The sequence below is a fragment of the Nonomuraea sp. GTA35 genome, from assembly GCF_041950525.1.
Lineage (GTDB): Bacteria > Actinomycetota > Actinomycetes > Streptosporangiales > Streptosporangiaceae > Nonomuraea.
Map to the genome: position 1 here is coordinate 56601 of NZ_JBGNUV010000016.1, position 17277 is coordinate 73877.

At 70.5% G+C, this 17277-nt stretch carries 14 protein-coding genes; 10 read left to right on the forward strand and 4 right to left on the reverse strand.

The window, feature by feature from the left end; genetic code table 11:
* Positions 1-31: 31 nt before the first annotated feature.
* Positions 32-973, forward strand: a complete 942-nt coding sequence (locus ACBJ32_RS47825) for a Tn3 family transposase (RefSeq protein ID WP_375132551.1) — start codon at positions 32-34, stop codon at positions 971-973.
* A gap of 267 nt (positions 974-1240) precedes the next feature.
* Here the strand turns inward: ACBJ32_RS47825 and ACBJ32_RS47830 are convergent, their stop codons facing one another.
* Positions 1241-1840, reverse strand: coding sequence for a TetR/AcrR family transcriptional regulator (locus tag ACBJ32_RS47830; RefSeq protein ID WP_375117904.1), 600 nt, complete (start codon positions 1838-1840; stop codon positions 1241-1243).
* A 98-nt stretch (positions 1841-1938) separates the two neighbouring features.
* Here ACBJ32_RS47830 and ACBJ32_RS47835 point away from each other — a divergent pair, with 98 nt between their 5' ends.
* A complete protein-coding gene (locus ACBJ32_RS47835; protein WP_375132552.1) occupies positions 1939-3429 on the forward strand; it encodes a carboxylesterase/lipase family protein in 1491 nt (496 codons plus the stop codon).
* A gap of 404 nt (positions 3430-3833) precedes the next feature.
* Positions 3834-4811 (forward strand): SDR family NAD(P)-dependent oxidoreductase, encoded by a 978-nt coding sequence (locus tag ACBJ32_RS47840; protein ID WP_375132553.1) that lies wholly within the window; start codon positions 3834-3836, stop codon positions 4809-4811.
* A 112-nt stretch (positions 4812-4923) separates the two neighbouring features.
* Here the strand turns inward: ACBJ32_RS47840 and ACBJ32_RS47845 are convergent, their stop codons facing one another.
* On the reverse strand, positions 4924-5499 hold the full coding sequence (locus ACBJ32_RS47845) for a TetR-like C-terminal domain-containing protein (RefSeq protein WP_375132554.1): 576 nt from the start codon (positions 5497-5499) through the stop codon (positions 4924-4926).
* Positions 5500-5566: 67 nt separating this feature from the next.
* On the opposite strand from ACBJ32_RS47845, the gene ACBJ32_RS47850 reads away from it, so the two are divergent.
* Both ACBJ32_RS47850 and ACBJ32_RS47855 read left to right on the forward strand, forming a co-directional pair.
* Positions 5567-6892: an alpha/beta hydrolase gene (locus ACBJ32_RS47850; protein WP_375132555.1), complete on the forward strand. Its 1326-nt coding sequence runs from the start codon at positions 5567-5569 to the stop codon at positions 6890-6892.
* A 139-nt stretch (positions 6893-7031) separates the two neighbouring features.
* Entirely contained in the window at positions 7032-7634 is a 603-nt protein-coding gene (locus ACBJ32_RS47855; RefSeq protein WP_375132556.1) for a TetR family transcriptional regulator, read from the forward strand.
* An 88-nt stretch (positions 7635-7722) separates the two neighbouring features.
* On the opposite strand, the gene ACBJ32_RS47860 is transcribed toward ACBJ32_RS47855, so the two are convergent.
* On the reverse strand, positions 7723-9402 hold the full coding sequence (locus ACBJ32_RS47860) for a tannase/feruloyl esterase family alpha/beta hydrolase (RefSeq protein ID WP_375132557.1): 1680 nt from the start codon (positions 9400-9402) through the stop codon (positions 7723-7725).
* Between the two features lie 454 nt (positions 9403-9856).
* Between ACBJ32_RS47860 and ACBJ32_RS47865 the strand changes: the two genes are divergently transcribed.
* The 3 genes from ACBJ32_RS47865 to ACBJ32_RS47875 are packed head-to-tail and all read left to right on the forward strand — an operon-like array spanning position 9857 to position 13005.
* Positions 9857-10918 carry a hypothetical protein gene (locus ACBJ32_RS47865; RefSeq protein WP_375132558.1) on the forward strand — a complete coding sequence of 354 codons (1062 nt, stop codon included), beginning with the start codon at positions 9857-9859 and terminating at the stop codon, positions 10916-10918.
* Positions 10919-10921: 3 nt separating this feature from the next.
* On the forward strand, positions 10922-12397 hold the full coding sequence (locus ACBJ32_RS47870) for a PrsW family intramembrane metalloprotease (RefSeq protein ID WP_375132559.1): 1476 nt from the start codon (positions 10922-10924) through the stop codon (positions 12395-12397).
* Between the two features lie 50 nt (positions 12398-12447).
* Entirely contained in the window at positions 12448-13005 is a 558-nt protein-coding gene (locus ACBJ32_RS47875) for a hypothetical protein (RefSeq protein WP_375132560.1), read from the forward strand.
* Positions 13006-13017: 12 nt separating this feature from the next.
* On the opposite strand, the gene ACBJ32_RS47880 is transcribed toward ACBJ32_RS47875, so the two are convergent.
* A complete protein-coding gene (locus tag ACBJ32_RS47880; RefSeq protein ID WP_375132561.1) occupies positions 13018-13401 on the reverse strand; it encodes a phytanoyl-CoA dioxygenase family protein in 384 nt (127 codons plus the stop codon).
* Between the two features lie 122 nt (positions 13402-13523).
* Here ACBJ32_RS47880 and ACBJ32_RS47885 point away from each other — a divergent pair, with 122 nt between their 5' ends.
* A complete protein-coding gene (locus tag ACBJ32_RS47885) occupies positions 13524-15161 on the forward strand; it encodes a hypothetical protein (RefSeq protein WP_375132562.1) in 1638 nt (545 codons plus the stop codon).
* Between the two features lie 419 nt (positions 15162-15580).
* Positions 15581-17125 (forward strand): hypothetical protein, encoded by a 1545-nt coding sequence (locus tag ACBJ32_RS47890; RefSeq protein ID WP_375132563.1) that lies wholly within the window; start codon positions 15581-15583, stop codon positions 17123-17125.
* Positions 17126-17277 lie beyond the last annotated feature (152 nt).

Sequence of the window (17277 nt, forward strand, 5' to 3'; positions counted from 1 at the left end):
GCGGGTCTAGCTGGTCAAGCGCTAGCGCACGGTGCAGGGCTTCATCGAGCTGCTGCTGGAGGTGATTCGCTTCCGCGCGGTGGAGGCCGGCGCACCGGTGCTGGCGATGGTGCGCATGGCCGCGGCGGTGGCCAAGGGGCGTCGCCGCTACGGCCCTGGCGACGTCGCCGAGCGCGAGGCGCTGATTACCGGGTCGTGGCGGCCGCTCGTCTACCGCAACCCGGACCTGCCGGAGGGGCAGGTCGACAAGGCCGCGTTCGTGCTGTGCGCGGTCATGCACCTGCACCACGCGCTGCGCCGGCGCGATGTGTTCGCCGAAGGGTCCGAGCGGTGGAGCGCCCCGCGGGCCGCCCCGCGGGCCCGGCTGCCGGACGGGGACGCGTGGCAGCAGGCGCGGCCGCGCATCCTCACCTCGCTGGAGCCGGAGGTCGAACCGGCCGGGCATCTGGCCGAGCTCGCCGGCGCGCTGGAGGGCGCCTATGCCCGCGTGCTGGACGGGCTCGGCGCCAACACCGTGGTGCAGTTCGTCGGCGGCCGGCTGCAGCTGGCGAAGCTCGGCGCGGCCGAGGAGCCGCCGCTGATGAAGGAGCTGCGCGCCCTGCTGGATGACATGCTGCCCCGGCTGGACTTTCCCGAACTGCTGCTGGAGGTCTTCGACCGCACCGGCCTGCCGGCCGACTTCACCCACATCTCCGGCGCCGAGCCGTCGGTGGAGGACTTCGGGGTCATGGCCGACACCCGGCTGTGGCGGACCAACACCCGCGCCGTCTACGGGCCGCTGGAGCACATGTCCCGCCACACCGTCCGGCTGGACAAGATCCGCGCGCACTGGCGCGACATGCTGCGGGTGGCCGGCTCGCTGACGATGGGCACGGTGCGCGCCTACGACCTGATCCGGATGCTGTCGGCCGACGGCCGCACCACCGGCCTGGGCGAGGCGTTCGCGCACTACGGCCGCATTTCCAGGAGCTAAGGTTTGGAGGATCAGCTGGGCAGTCTGGGGCTGGCGTTCAGGAGGCCGCGCGAACGTGGAGCTGGTAAGGGTCAGTCGGTGGTTGACTGCCACGGTGCATGGGGCCTCGGTACGGCGGGCGTCGGCGCGGACGCTCAGGGCGTAGATGGGACGGTCGTTGCCGGGCGCGGTGCCGAGGTAGCGGTGGCCGGTCAGATGGCACCAGGCCGGGGAGCGGCCGGACTAGAGCTGATCTTGTCCCCACCTGACCCGTGTCCCGGGGGCAGGTCACGTACTCCTGAACAGCCGGTCCAGCTGCACGTCGATCGCGGCGAGCGCGTCCTGGGGCTCGATCACGTCGAGTTCGATCAGGGAGGTGAAGCCGGTGAGGGCGAGGAGCAGGTTGGTCTCGGTCGCCGGGTCGCGGCCGGAGTCGATGTGCCCGTCGGCGATCGCCTGGCGGACCAGCTGCTCGACGAGGGCCCGCCCCTGGACGAGGCCGCGGCGCGCCTGCTCGTGCACGGCCTCGTCGTGCAGCGCCTCCAGGACGTAGGCGGCGCTCATCCGGCTGGTCGCGCGGGCGTCGGCATGCAGGGGGAGCATTTCCGCGAGCGTCAGTCGCAGCACGTCACGGGGGTGCGGACGGTCACCGAGCTTTTCGAGCCCCTGGTGTACGCGCACCGAGGTCTGCTCGGACGCGAAGTCCATGGCGAAGGAGAGCATGGCGGTCCGGGAGGCGAAGTAGTGCTGCAACTGCCCGAGTGACATGCCCGCCTCCTGCGCCACCACGCGCATCGTCAGCTGTGTGACGCCGCGCTGCTCCACCACCCGCCACAGTGCGCGGGCGATCGCTTCGCGGCGTTCGCGGTGATCCACCTGTTTCGGCATTCGCCGGCCCCTCCCTCGTACCCCGGGACTGTTCCAATACAGTTGACATAATACACCTGACCCATAATCCTGGGGTCCACTCGAGGGAAGGAATCGTCATGTCCGAACAGCCAAAGGTACGGACCACGGAAGGCGTGGTGCAGGGGCGCCGGCGGCAGGGGCACGCGGTGTTCCGCGGCATCCCCTACGCCCGGCCCCCGGTCGGAGCGCTCCGCTTCGCCGCGCCCGCGCCGCCGCACCGCTGGGAGGGGACGAGGCAGGCGGTCGAGTTCGGCCCGGTGGTGCCGCTGTCCCTGCCGATCGACGTGCCCCCGCAGGGCACCGACTGGCTGACGCTCAACGTCGGCACTCCGGATCCCGGCGCGGCGGGACTGCCGGTGCTGGTGTGGATCCCCGTGGGCGGCTACCTCTCGGCGGCGTCGAGCGACCCGATGTTCGACCCGGCAGCGCTGGCCGAGGCGGGACTCGTCGTGGTGACCATCAACTGCCGCGTGGGCGCGGAGGGTTTCGCGTTCTTCGACGACGCGCCGCCCAACCGCGGATTCCTCGACCAGATCGCGGCGCTGGAGTGGGTGCAGCGCAACATCGCCGCCTTCGGAGGCGACCCCGGCCGGGTCACCGTGGCCGGGGTGTCTGCCGGGGCAGGGTCGGTCGCCGCCCTGCTGACGATGAAGCCGGCGCGCGGCCTGTTCCGGCGGGCCATCGCCCATTCGGTGCCGGGGCTGCACAGCACCCCCGCGCTGGCACGGCAGGTCACCGCCGCGTTCGCGGACCGGCTCGGCGCGGCGGCCCCCACCGCCGAGGCCCTGCGCGACATCGACCCATGGCACCTGGCCGCCGAACTCACCTCCTTCAACGCCGGCCTCCACGCGCACCGGGAGAGCTGGGGACGCCTCACGGAGACCGGCACCGCGCTGTGCCCCGTCGTCGACGGCGAGGTCCTCCCGGAAACGCCCTGGCCCGCGCTGACCGGCGCGCGCGCGAGCGGGACCGAACTGCTCGTCGGCCACACCCGGGACGAATTCCGGTACTTCAGCGTCATGAGCGGACGGTACGGCACCTTCACCGAGCAGGACGCCCACGCAGCCCTGGAACTGCACGCCCCGCAGCCGGACGGCGCGCGGGCCTACCGTGCCGCGTTCCCGCAGGCAGGCCCGGAGGAGCTGGTGGAGACGGTGTACTCCGACGCCCTCTTCCGCATGCCGTCACAGAAGCTGGCCGAGGCGAACGCCGCAGCCGGCGGCACCTCGTACCTGTTCGAACTGTGCTGGGTTGCCCCGGCCCGCGGCGGCATCCTGGGCGCCTGCCACAGCCTCGACGTGCCCCTGGCGTTCGGCACGCTGGACAGCCCCGTCGGCACCCAGCTCATCGGCGAGGAGCCCACTCCCGAGGCCGTCGCGCTCTCCCGCGAACTCCAGGAGGCATGGGTCCGCTTCGTCACCACCGGCGACGCCGGCTGGTCCGCCCACCGGAGCGGCGGGCACCTCACCCGCGTCCTGGACACCGAGTCGGAGACTCTGCCCTACCCCGAACAGGCATCCCGCCAGATCTGGGAAGGCCACTCCCCCGCCCCTTTCGATCTCGCGTAATTGTCCGGGTCGGCTCCTACGACTGCGACGCCGCCACTCACCTGCCCGTCGGGGACAGCGCGAATTGGCGTACAACCAGGCAACACCCGGCCCGCTTGGCATCAGATCCCACCCGAGGATGACGGACGGCATCAGGAGCCAGGAGAGGCCGACGGGAGAGGGCCCAGGTCACGGACGATCCCGGCCAGGGCCCGGATGGGCTCGCTCTCCGCCTCCCTCCGCCGCACCAGCGCGTACGGCGACGGCCGGCAGTCGATGGTTGCCCGAGCCGGCCAGGCGGCCGGGGCAGCCGCCGGCGTGTGGCCGGTGTCGGGCGACGACGAGGCGGATGTTGTGAGGTGGACCAGGCGTTGATGGCCGCCCCGGTACGTGCGAGGGTGGTCAGCGGCGGAGGGAGTTGAGCGATGAGATCGTTCACGGGAAAGATGGCCGTCGTCACCGGAGGCGGCGCCGGGATGGGACGCGAACTGGTCGTTCAGTTGGCCGCCGAAGGCTGTTCGGTCGCCGCGTGCGACGTCGACGAGGCCGGGCTGGCCGTCACCGCCGAGCGAGCCGCCAAAGCCGCACCCGGCGGCGGCGATGTGCGGGTCACCACCCACCACTGCGACGTGTCGGACGAGGCTCAGGTGACGAGGTTGCGCGACGAGGTGGTCGAGCGGCACCGGACCGGCCACATCAACCTGCTGTTCAACAACGCCGGCATCGGCGGCGGCGCCAGCTTCTTCACCAGCTCGCGAGCCGAGTGGGAGCGTACGTTCGGCGTCTGCTGGGGCGGGGTGTACAACTGCACGCGTGCGTTCATGCCGCTCCTGATCGCCAGTGATGAGGGGTGCCTGGTCAACACCAGCAGTGTCAACGGGTTCTGGGCGGCCGGCCCCGGTGTGCCGATGAGCGCGTACAGTGCCGCCAAGTTCGCCGTGAAGGGCTTCTCCGAGGCGATGCTGACGGACCTGCGGATCAACGCGCCGCACGTACGGGTCGCGCTGGTGATGCCGGGGCACGTCGGCACGGAGATCGTGATCAACTCCCGCCGGATCCACGGCCACTCCGAGCCTGACGACATGACCGCCGAGGAGCTCGCGGACGCCCGTGAGCGCGCCGCCGTCGTCGCGGGCGTTCCCGCCGACCGGTTGAGTGATGAGGAGGTTCGGGCTGCGGTCAAGAGCATGGGTGAGTGGTTTCGCGACACCGCGCCGCTGACGGCCGCCGACGCCGCGACCGTCATCCTTGATGGCGTACGCGCCGGCACGTGGCGCATCCTGGTCGGTGATGACGCCCACGCGCTCGACGCGGCGATGCGTGCCGACCCGCTGGACCTGTACCGGCCCGACAGCCCGACCCTGGCGGCCGTGTTTCCCGACATGCGCCGTCGCGAGGAGTGACGCGGATTCGGCAAGCCGGTCGCCCGGGCCGAGTCGCCGTCGTGGCGGCAGGCGCCGAGCTGCGTCGTCCTTTCGGTGACCGATCAGGCCGGGACGCGGCGACGACAAGACGTCAGGCTGCCCAGCCGCGCAGCGCGGCGGGGATCGCCGAGCGGAAGGTGGCCTCGGCCGCGGCGGTGTCGAGGGCCCCGGCCAGTTCGAGCGTCACCAGGCCGTGCAGGGTCACCCAGAGGGAGAGCGCGATCGAGGTCGCGTCACCCGAGAGTGCGCAGGCCGATCGAGCGCGGTCTATCGCCTCGATGAGCGGCCTGACGGGATCTGCGGCGCCCACTTCGCCGGACGGGTCGAAGCTCTGCACGCCGCCGAACAACACGGTGTAGAGGTGGCGGTGCTCGCGCCCCCATCGCCGGTACGCGACCGCCAGCGCATAGAGGTCGGCCAGGGGGTCATCGGAGGCCGGCACCGCCGACAGTTCCCGGGACAGCCCGGCGACCGCCCTGTTGCGCACTGCGGCGATCAGCCCGTCCTTGCCGCCGAACAGCGAGTAGACCGCGGCGGTCGCGGTCCCGGCGGCGGCGGCCAGGGCTCGGATGGTGATCGACTCCCGTGGGCGGGTGGCGAACATCTCGGTCGCGGACTCGATCAGGCGGTCCTTCACGGTGTCGTCGTTGGTTCTCGGCCTTCCCACGACGACCAGCCTAGCCGAGCTGGTAGTGTTTCCAAACGTCGTTTTGAAACAGCGTTTGGAAACTTTTATGTCTCTCCCCGTCGCCATCCGCCTCCTCGGCCGTCTGATCCTGACCCTGCTCGCCGTCGTGGGGCTGGCCGGACTGTTCCTCGCCCTCGTCGTAGTGACGGACGGCGCGCGCTCCGGCCTCGCCGCCTGGCTGACCGTCCTTGGAGCCGGCATCATCGCCGCGCTGTGGCGCGGCCGGGGCCGCACCTGGCCGGGCCGGCTGTGGCCCTTCGTCCCGGTGGTCACCGCCGCGGCGCTCACCGCGTCAGTCTGCGTCCCCACCGTTCCCACGACCCGGCAGTACCCGCCCGGCCTGCCCTTCGTCGCGACAGAGCACTGGAGCCTGAGCACGGGAAGCCGGGTCGCGGTCTACCACTATCCCCCCGCCGGCGCCCCCCGCCGTCCCACACCGCTCGTCTACCTCCACGGCGGGCCCGTCCGCTCCATCTCCGTGCTCGACCACCGCTTCCTGCGACTCCTGGCCGGACAGGGCTACGACGTGTACGCCTACGAGCACCCCGGCGGCGGGCGGAGCGACCTGCTGCCCATGCAGCAGTACACGATCGCCAGGTCCGTACGCGACCTCGCCGCCTTCATCGACCGCCTGGACAAGGGCCCGGCCGACGTCCTCGGATTCTCCGCGGGCGCGATCGTGCTCACCCGGGCCCTGGCCACCCCGGACACCGCCGCCCGCGTGCACCGGGCGATCATCGCCGAACCCGGCCCCATGGACGGCCCCACCGCACTGATCAGCGGGCACCAAGGGCGACCGTCCGCGCGCGGCCTCGCCCCGGCCCCGACCGGAGCACGGGCGACGCACGTCCCCCGCTACGCCGTCGCACTCGGCCTCGTCCGCCTCGGGCTCCTGCCGCCCGACACCGGCCTGATCACGCAGGCCGAAGGCGTCAACGCCTTCAAGGCCGCCGATCTCGGCAGCGACACCGCCTCCGCCTACTGCGCGCGCGACGCCGGCCGCATCCCCACCGAGGACACCGCGGAGAACTTCTCCTTCAACGCCGCCGCCAGCCTGCGCATCCAGCAGACGATCAAAGACTCACCCTCCATCGCTCCCGGGCTGAGCCGCTCCCGGACCCCCGCGATGCTGATGATCGCCGAATGCTCCTCACAGACACGCCAATGGCAGACCAGCATCCTCGCCGCCGACCCCGCCATCGAGCGAACCCAATACCTGCCCGGCGTCGGACACCGCATGTGGAACGGCCTCGACGACAACAACGAGCGCGCCGCCGCCGTCATCACGGCGTTCCTCCAGAGCCAGCCGTCGCCCCTGCCCAATTACCCAACCCGCGCCGGCATCTCCGCCTTCCTCCGCGACCACAGGTGAGGCCCGCAGCGAGCCGATGCCATCCCCGGATCACCCCCAACCCGGACGGCGCCGGACCGCCGCTACGCAGCGCGCCACGACACCGAGCCGGTGCCCCTCTGGCGCGTGGTGCCACCACGGCACTTGGTACGCTGGAGCGATGCCCACCGAAGGCCTCTGGAGCCGCACCCGGCACGCCGTGCACGACGAGATCAGTGCCGTCGCCATGGACCTGTTCCTGGAGCGAGGTTTCGAAGCCACGACGATCGATGAGATCGTCGCCGCCGCGGGCATCTCGCGCCGTTCCTTCTTCCGTTACTTCGGCACCAAGGAAGACGTCGCTCTGCGGCACCTCGCCGCCGACGGCGCCGTCCTGCGTGCCGCCCTGGAGCAGCGTCCGGCCGACGAGGACGCCTGGACCGCGCTGCTGCGGGCGTTTCTCGGCCTGGAGCAGACGTCGGCGCCCAAGGAACAGCTGCTCAAGATCTCCGCGATGATGTACGGCACGCCGTCTCTGCGGGCCCGTAGCGCCGAGAAGCACCGCCAGTGGCAGGACGAGCTGCTTCCCGAGGTCCGCCGCCGCCTCGTGTCGGCCGGCGGGGGCCCGCACGCCGGCGTTCAGGCGCGAGCCGTCGTCGCCGCCGCCATCGCCTGCATGGACACCGCCGGGGAGGCGTGGACCCACGCCAACGGCGAGACCCCGCTCGGCGAGTTCCTGATCGCGGCCTTCACCGCCGTCGCTCCCGTCATGACCGGGGCGTGACCGGGAGGCCTCCTACGGCTGCTCTCCACCCCCACCTGCCGCCCCGCCACCGCGCACCCCCTCCCGGGGCCCTCCGGGCCGGCGGTCATCAGCGCGTGGCACACGTGAAAGAAGCCGCGCTGTCGACGTCACCGGAGCCTTCGTACTTGGGCCAGCCAGGAAACATGCACAGCGGCCTGGTCCGGCCGGGCACCCCGGAATCGTCGGTCGCGACGAGGTTGTTCGCGGGATCGATGCCTTTCTCGACCCAGTTCTCGATGGCCGCCAGCTGATCCCACTCCGGCTGGAAAGACGACGAGGGTCCGTGCTGCGCGCCCGGGATCTCGTAATAGCGAACGAACGAGTCCACCCGCGACGGCCCCATGGTGGCCTGGATCCGCGCGTAATAGTGTTCCGTCGTTCTGGCCGCCGGTTCGGCGCTGCCCGTCCAGAGCAGCAGCTTGCCCCTTCTGTTCAGGAAGCCCGACAGATCGGTGACATTGGAGAAGAGCGCCGAGTGGGCCGCGATACGCGAGGCCATCCCGCTTCCGCTCGTCATGTCCATCGCCAGCGTGTTGAAGTTCGGGTCTCCCACGATCATGTGACGGATGACGCCGTCGGCGAGCGCCAGAGGCATTTGCGGGGTCGGCGGGAAAGCGGGCGCGGCCGAGCCGTAGACGCCGACCTGCGTCAGCAGCGCCTTCTGCGGGAAGTCGGGCACGCCACCGCCATGGTCGGCAATGTAGACCGGATAGCCGAGGACACTGGTTTCACCCGTGCCGATGACGTACGACAAGGGCTTGGGCTCGTTCATCCGCTTCAGCGCCGCGAGCTGGACGCCGGACAGGCAGGTGTCGCCCCTGTCCTGGCCCTTGGGGCAGCGCAGGACAGCGGGGTCGAACCGGACCTCGCAGGAGCGGACGTTGCTGATGACGCCGTCCTTCGCGCCGTCGAGCGGGTCGCACACCTTCATCACCCTGGTGTGGAGAGTGTGCCGCTCGGCCTCGTTCAGCCATGCCCCGGGCTCCGCCACCGCCTGGGCGGCATGGAGCATGTTGAGCGCCACCCCGGTGACATTCCAGCCCGCCGCGCCGGCGACCACACCGTCCCAATCAGCCGGCCAGCGCTGCGCGACGGCCAGCGCTTCGCCACCGCCCTTGGAATAGCCGATGAAATAGGATTTGCCGGGCCCGCGGCCGTAGCGGGAGGTGATGAGCGACACCGCGACGTCACGCGTCTTCTTCAGCGCGTCGCCGGCATAGTTCTTGAGAGCCTCATGATTGGCGCCGAAAGCGGCGGGCGGTTCCCCCTCTTCGGGCTGGTGCCCGGAGTCGCTGGAGAAGACCGCATACCCTCGGCTCAGCGGCAGCGGCATCTTCTGGGCGCCCCAGAGATTCGACGCGTTCGTGAGCGGCGGGACGAATCCATTCAGGCCGGCGCCACCGAGCATCACGGCCTTGCCGTTCCACTCTTCCGGCAACGCCACCTGGAATTTGATGTTCGGTGCGGCCGGGTCGACCGGTTTTATGTCTCCCGAGACCAGGCAGTGGGCGTCATAAGCCTGGTTCCCCGCGCCACCGGCATTCGCGGCGACCGCCGAAGAAATGGTGGCGCCCCCGGTCGGAAGAGCGATGGCCCCGGCCGCGATCGTCGTTCCGTTCAGGCCGGAACAGCTCTCGGCCGCCGACGCTTCCGCCTCATAGGCACCGGCGCCGACCGCCGTGAGCATGAGCGTGAGCGCCGCATTGAAAGTGGTGGACCATCTTTTGCGTCTGAAGAAAGAGGACATGCATCTCCCGTCCAGCCTTGGATCGCTACAGCACCGTGTGGCACGTCCACCAGGTGGAGCGGCCATCGCACGCCTCAGCGCGCCTTCCACCCCGTTGGCTCAACCTCTCCTGCGCTGCTGAGGGGTGGGTTCTTTCACCTGACGGACACTATATGTCAGATAGGCACTGAGTGCCAGACAGGCTCGGTGGGACTGCCTCATGCGCGCGCCCGCACGAGCGACCGCTGACCAGTAGCAGGTGTCGATCAAGGCGCCCGGCCCGAAGACCGTCACCGGCAAGCCGTCCGGCTGATCCGATCAGGTGGGGGTTGAACCGGGGATTTAAGTTAAATATCGGGCTTACGTTTCCGAAAGGGCCGTGCCCGTCGAAATCCCCGGTGAATTCCTCAAGGGGCCGGGATATCCTCGCGTGAAATAGCTCGGTGCTCGCCGGACACCTCTGGAAAGTGGATTCATGCGAAATGCCCTCTTTGGGATCGGCGCGCTGGGGTTTGTCGTCCTCCCCGCGCCCGGCGTCACTGCCATGGGCTACGCACACTCCGGCCCGGCCGCGGTCACCTGCGAAATGGGGGGAACAGGACAGCTGACCGTCCAGACGCCCTCACTCGTCCTCGCCGACGCGCCCGGCACGACGCCCTTCCAGGTGCGGCTCGACTTGAGTGGCGTCACCGCCGCACGGCCAGGCATACCCGCCCAGATTTCCGGCAGCGTCACGTTCTCCTTGCAACCCGGCGAGGGGTTCGAGGATTACGACAATCGCGCGGCTGCCGCGACAGCCGAATTGGTGGCCTCCCTTCAGGGGATGGCGGCGGGCGAACGCGCCTTTCTGAGCGGTTCCGGCAATCTGGACGACGGCACATGGAAGGCGGTCGCTGGCACGTATCGGCTGCACGCCAAGAGCCTCGCCCTCGCCATTCCCGGCGCGGGGTCTTGCCATGTGAGCGACTTCGAGCCGGTCGGCGAGTTCTTCGTGCAACCACCGGCCACGGACGGCGGCGAGGACCCGGCGTTGTCGCCCGTGGTGGCGACCATCCAGCGAGTCATGTTCGCGCTGGTCGTCGTAGCGGTCGGCATTTTCCTCTACGCGAACAGACCGAAACGATTCAGGCGCGGCCGAACGCCACACACGGCCAGCCCCTCCGGTCCTCAGGACGAGCAGGCCCGCGCACGACGCACGTGCGGTCCTCAAGCCGAGCAGGCCCGCGCATGGCGCAAGCTGCCCGAGCCCGTCGGTTTCGAGTCCCGGCCGCACCTGCGCCTCTTCCGCACCTTCACGTCGATCGCCGGGGGCTGCCTGCTCACGCTCGGGCTCGTCGTAAGCTGCGTGATCGACCGGAGCACCACTCTGGACGATCTCCCCAGCTTCCCGGGCCGGCCGTCCCCGCCCGTGCCGGATCGCGCCGGGCCGACGCCCTCTCCCTTCCACGCCGGCTCCCGGCAGGAGTTCTCCACGACCCGGCCCACGGCCACGCCGCCACCTGCCCATGCCCGCCCTCCCGCACTGCCCGGCAGGTGACCCATGACCGAGGAACAGCACACCCGCCTTCTCCCGGCCGGCCGGCGACAGCGCCTGGCGCTGCTCGTCCTGGTGTCGCTGCACGCGATGGTCGCACTGACCATGCTGATCAGCCAGGTCCGTCCGCCGCAGATCGACGTGGCCGAAGCAGGCATTCCGGAGCTGACCAAGGTCTCGGACTTCCTCGGCTCGCTCGTCTACTGGCAGTACGTTCCAGGCTGGGCGCTGCTGGTGGCGCTGGCGGCCGTCGCGTGGGCACATCTGCGGTACGCCAAGGCCCGGCACGTGGCGCCGAATCGCCGCGAGCGGGTGGCGCGGCGCTACCGCAGGGCCCTGGTGTTCACGCTGCTGTTGCTGCCGGCCTTGAAGATCCAGTCCCTGCTCGACCTGATCGCCTGGCCGGGCGCCCACGCGCTGGCCTTTCTCGTGTGCCTGCCGACGACCCTGTACGCCCTGTGGCTCGTGCACTGCACGCAGCGCTTCCGGCGGGTGCCCGTGCCCTTGCTGATGGCCGCCCTGGGATGGGGAGCGGTCATCGCCGTCGGCTTCGGCCTGACCATGAACGAGTGGTGGAAGTCCTTCTCCACCCTGCATTTCCCGATCCCGGACAACCCTCTGGACGTGATGCGCCTGAAGGACATCGGCCTGCCCATGATCTCGGGATTCTTCGAGGAGCTCGGCAAGGGGGCGGGCGTGGCGATCCTGTTCCTGCTGTATCGGCGGCACTTCCACTCCGTGGTCTCCGGCATCGTCATCGGCGCCGCGACCGGGCTCGGCTTCAACCTCGTCGAGAGCGTCACGTACATGGCCGCCTTCGACGGGTCGAGCGCGGGCTTCCACTTCTGGGGCCGGCAGGTGGCCGGGCTGATGGCCGCGCACACGGCGTTCACCGCCATCACCGGCGCGGCCTTCGGCATCGCCAGGCAACTGCACAGCCGCCCCCAGCAGATCACCACGATCGCCCTCGGCTTCTGCACGGCGGCCAGCGCGCACTTCTGCAACAACGCCATGCTCGACTACATCGCCAAGGAGTCCCACAAGTGGTTCACCGCCAGTGACACCGTCCACGTCCTGGTGGTGACACCTGCCCAGTTCCTGCTGTTCCAGGGCCCTCTGGTCGTCCTGTACGTGCTCCTGCTGCGCCGCGGGCTGCGCAGCGAGGCAGGAGGCCTGCGAGTGGCGCTGACCAACCTGCCGCCTGCCTCCCGCGAGGCGATCACCGAGCCGGAGGCGGCGGTGCTGCTCTCACCTGCCCGGCGCTTCCGGCTCAAGGTCGACGCGCTGCGCGCCGCGGAGAACCTGCGCCACGGCGTCGCCGCCTACCGCCGCCTGGCGCGTCTGCACGCCGCCCAGCTCGAACTCGCCACGGAACACTGGCACAGCCTGCGTGGCGAGGCCGACCCGTCCGCGCCGGACGAGGCGTCATCGCGGGCGCGCGTCCAGGCGCTCAAGACCGTTCTCGCCGGAAGCGGCCCATAGTGCCGGGCCCGTTTCGCCCTTCCTCCACCATCAAGCCCGAAGGACTGCCGATGAACGAGCGTACGCGGCGGCTGCTGGCGCGATGCCTGCTCACAGCCCTGGGAGCGGTGTGCTTCCTGCTGCTCGGTGCTTCCCCTGCCGCGGCCGGCTGCGGCAGCATCACCTACGAGCAGCGCCAGGAGCCCGCCCCGCCCGCGAACACGTGGGTCATAGCCGACTGCGACCAGACCGTGCCCGCAGTCGCCGCCGGTCTCGCCTGCGCCCTGGGCCTGGCCGCGACCGGCCTCTACACCTGGCGGCTGCACAGGGACGGCGCCGGCGTGGTCGTACCCGCCGGGCAGGGGAAGGTCCAGGTCGTCGGCCCCGGCGAGGTCAGGCTCGGCGACGTGGACGGTGACGTCGTCATCCAGGGCGGAACCCTCGTGGGTCAGGTGTCCGGCACGGCGGTGATGGTGGAAGGCGCGACCTTCGTCGGAAAAGCCGAGAACGTGGTCCAGATCGGCAGGCGCAACAACGCGATCGGTGACGTTGACGGCAAGCTTGTCCAGGCCCGATCGATCCTCGGCAGTGTTCTGGCCAAGGGGCGCAAGGTGTGGCCGCTCGACTGAGGCCGGGCCGCGTCAGTCCCAGGGGCGAGGGAAACTGTCGCCGTCCAGCCGCTCCCCTGCGGCGAGGCCGAGAGGGTCGGTCACGACGTGCTCGGTCCCGCTGTAACGGGCCGCCTCGTCCATGTAGATGGTCACGTGCGCGAACCGGGCCTGGTCGGTGCGGTTGGGCAGCGCCATGTGGCCGGTGTAGCCGCTGTGGAAGGTGCAGTCGCCGGCGCGGAGCGGCACGGTGACGCGGGGGATCCAGCGCAGCGACGGGTCCATCGTGAACAGGTCCTCCTCGTGGTGGAGGTCCTGCGGGCGCAGACCGGTCCGATGCTGGGTGCCGGGCAGGAACGTCGTGCAGCCCCGCTCCGGGGGAACGTCGACCAGCGCGATCCACGCCGACAGCGCCACTGGCCTCCAGAGACATCCGGACCGTGAGTGTCAGTCCTGTGTGTCAGGCTATCCACGTCTTGGGCCGGGCGCCGGCTGCCGACCGGCAGCGCTTCGTTGGGAGTGGAGTCATGCTGTCGTGCGTGTTCGAGGACTCGTCGTTCGACGAGCGTGCGCTACCGGTGATTCTCGCCGTGCACAGTGGCACACCCTCCGAGGACGAGCTGGAAGGCGCCGCGCTCATCGAGTACGATCCGGCGCCGGCGACGCTGGAGAGCACCGCGCGGTGGATGAGAATCCGGGACGACCTCACTGCGGAGGGCTTCACCCCGACCGAGATCCTGCGGATCTTCCTCCGAGCCGTCTCCCTCGCATACAACATGCCGGGGCCGACGATGGAGATGCTCGCCTGGATGTTCGCCGAGGCACCAGGCACCGAGGTCGCCCGCGAGGTCTGTGAACACCTGATCGCCCTCGGCGAGGCTCCCGTTCCGCCGGGAGCCCGACGGTGGCATCTGGACCGGGCAGGTGCGATCGCGGCGGCCCGCCTGGCCTGCGACGGTGATCTCGATCCGGGTTTCGACCGGCTGCTGGTGGAGGCGATCGTGCCGTTGCCGGTGGTCCGCGCGGCGCTCGCCGCGTTGCCAGTGGAGCGTCGAGAGGCGCTGGTGCTGTCGACGACGGACCGCATGAACATGGCCGCCGACATGCTCGGCTGGCTGCTGGACACCCGGGACCTGGTGGACACACCGGCTGTCACCGCCGCGCGTACGAGGTTGATCAACCAGGCCCCCGGAAGCGACGGGATGCAGGCGCTCATCGCGGAGGAGTCGCGCGGCACGCCGCGTCCGCTCCATCCGCGCCCGACCCCCGCCGCCCGAGAGGCGCTCCAATATCTGCGGGACAAACGCGCGAAGGAACGCCGCGCCGCGGACCTGGGCCTCCTCGCCGAACGTGCGTGGGAGCGCGCCATCTTCGTGGAGGCACCGGAGTTGAGATCGACGGCGGCGTGGGAGGCGGCCGGCGAGCGGCGCCGGGAGCAGATCGCCGACGCCGTCGTCACCGCCTTGGGGCCGGAGTTCTCCCTCATCGGACTGCGCTCGTTCGGCGGCTTACCGATCGCGGTGCTGTCGCGCCAGGGCATACGGTTCTGCCTCGTGCCCGGCGGCGGCGTCGACGTCGGCCTCTCACCTGAGGAGGAGGCCGAGATCCGCCACGCCGCCGACCAGCGCGAGGAGTGGGAGGGGGACTACACGCTCCTCGATGAGCTGGACCTGATGAGGCCGCTGACACACGTGGAGGTGGGCCCGATGGTCGTCGCGCAGGCGCCGAACCCGCCGCTACCACCGCACGAGGTGTCCGACGAACTGGAGAGGTCACCGCTACGGCTCCCCTCCGAGGCCGAGTGGGAGTACCTCGCACGGGGCGGTCTCGTCCACCGGCTCACCTACCGCGGTCCCGGCGTCCCCGACAGCGACGAATGGTTCGAGGCGACCGAGGCGCTCGGCGTCGACGGCGCGAACATGTTCGGACTGTACGGGTTCGGCTTCCAGCCTGAGCCCTGCACCGACGTGTTCCGTCCCAGCCATGACGGCCTCCCCACCGACGGGACCCCACGGCGCGGCGCAGGACCCCGCGTTGTCAAGGGCGGCGCCGCGTACTGCTACCCATGGCAGGGCTGTGGTGAATGGCACCTGCTGCTCTCGGCCATGCGAACCCCGCAGACGGCATGGGAGTACGCGCTCGCCCCCCGCTTCGTGATTGCGGTCCGAACCGCCTGAACACCGCACAAGCGGATTTCGCCCGCTACGCCTCGTTCGAGGAACTGCTCGCCGATCGACAGGAAGGTCAAAGCGATGCGGTTCAAGGATGGGCCGGACGTGATGGCGCCGCAGCGGCCTGCCCCGGTCGTCGAGGACCAGCGGACGGCCGGCGCGGTCGCCGAGGTGGAGGTCGAGCGCGTCGGCCACGGCGGGGTCCAGCGGCTGACCGGGACCTCACCTCGAACCGGCGCCCGCCCGCGACGGCCGCGCGCACCTCTGGCCGGCAACAGTAAAGTTCCACTACACAACGCGTGCGATCTGCTACTCATCGTGTCATGCATGTGAAGGAGAGCGCCTCAGCACCGGCGGGGACCGCCGACAGAGCCGCGAGCGCACACGTCCGATCGGCCCGCCGAAATCGGCACGCCCTGCTCGCCATGGCCGTCCTGGCAGGAAACGCGTTCGCGGGCATGCCGCCGGCCAGCGCCACCGCCAGTGTCACTGTCACGACCGCCTCCGGACCCGGCGCGGCCGCGGTGGAGAGCTATCTGCGGCAGATCCGCGACGAGCCGGGCCGGCTGGAGGCGTTCCTGACCGAGCTTCCGAAGGGCGCCGACCTGCACACGCATCTGTCCGGCGCGGTACCCACCGGCCGGCTGCTGGAGTGGGCGATCGACGACGGGCTGTGCATCGACGAGCACGAGGTCGCCGCGGCACCCCCGTGCGGGCCCGGCACGCGCCCGGCCGCCGACGCCCGCACCGACCAGGCCTTCGCCGACCGGATCATCGCCGCGTGGTCGATGAAGGGCCACAGCGAACGCTCCGGCGAGTCCGGGCACGACCACTTCTTCGCCGCCTTCGCCAAGTTCGGCGCCGCCACCGAGCACAAGCCCCGGATGCTGGCCGCGATCGCCTCCCAGGCCGCCGCCGAGCACACCACCTACCTCGAGCCGCTGATCAGCCGCCAGAGCGAGGCGATCAAGAAGCTCGCCGCCACCGTCACGTGGCGCGATGACCTGCCCGCGATGACCCGGCAGATCACCGGCCACCCGCAGTTCGAGCGCATCGTCGCGGCCGCGGACGCCGAAACCGACGCCGATCTCGCCCGCACCCGGGAACTGCTCAAGTGCGGCACAGCCCGCCCGGATCCCGGCTGCGCCGTGGAGATCCGCATCGACCACCAGGTCGCCCGCATCGGTGACCCGGTCCGGGTGCTGGCCAACCTGCTGGTCGGCTTCGCCCTGGCCGAACGCAATCCCCGCGTGGTCGGCGTCAATCTGGTCCAGCCCGAAGACGACCCCAAAGCCATCAGCGAATACGCCCGGCAGATGCGGATGATCGCCCACCTGCGCCGTTCCTACCGCACCGCACGGGTCAGCCTGCACGCCGGCGAGCTCACCCCGAAATTCGCTGGACCGGCGGCGCTGAAGTCACACATCCGCCAAGCGGTCCTGATCGCCGGCGCCGACCGCATCGGCCACGGCGTCGACATCGCCGGCGAGGACGACTCCGCAGACACCCTGGCCACCATGGCCGCCCGGCACACCATGGTGGAGATCAACCTCACCAGCAACTGCCAGATCCTGCGCGTATGCGGCGGCGAGCACCCGTTCACGCTGTATCGGCGCCACCGCGTCCCGGTCGCCCTGTCCACCGATGACGCCGGCATCGAGCACACCGACCTGACCCACGAATACGCCCGCGCCCTGCGCGACTTCCGCCTCACCTACGCCGACCTGAAGACCCTCGCCCGCACCTCGCTCGAGCACGCCTTCCTGCCCGGCGCCAGCCTGTGGCGCAAGGCCGGCGAGCACCGTCCCGTCGCCGCCTGTGCCGGCCAACACCTCGGAGCCGACCGCCCCGGCGCCGCTTGCGCCGCGTTCCTGCGCGACAACCCCAAGGCCGCCTTGCAATGGCGGCACGAGGCCGATCTACGCCGCTTCGAACAGCGCTACACCTTCTCGCCCGCGCCGTCACAGTAGCCGAGCCGACGCCGGGATCGAGGTCAGCAGTCCGTTGGCGTCCGACAGCCAGTCGCAGATTGCCTGGCTCTGGACGCCACGGATGAGCATCCGGCCGCTGGCGGCGATGTGGGTTCCTCCGTCTGGCACGGCGGCACTCTCACCGACGATAA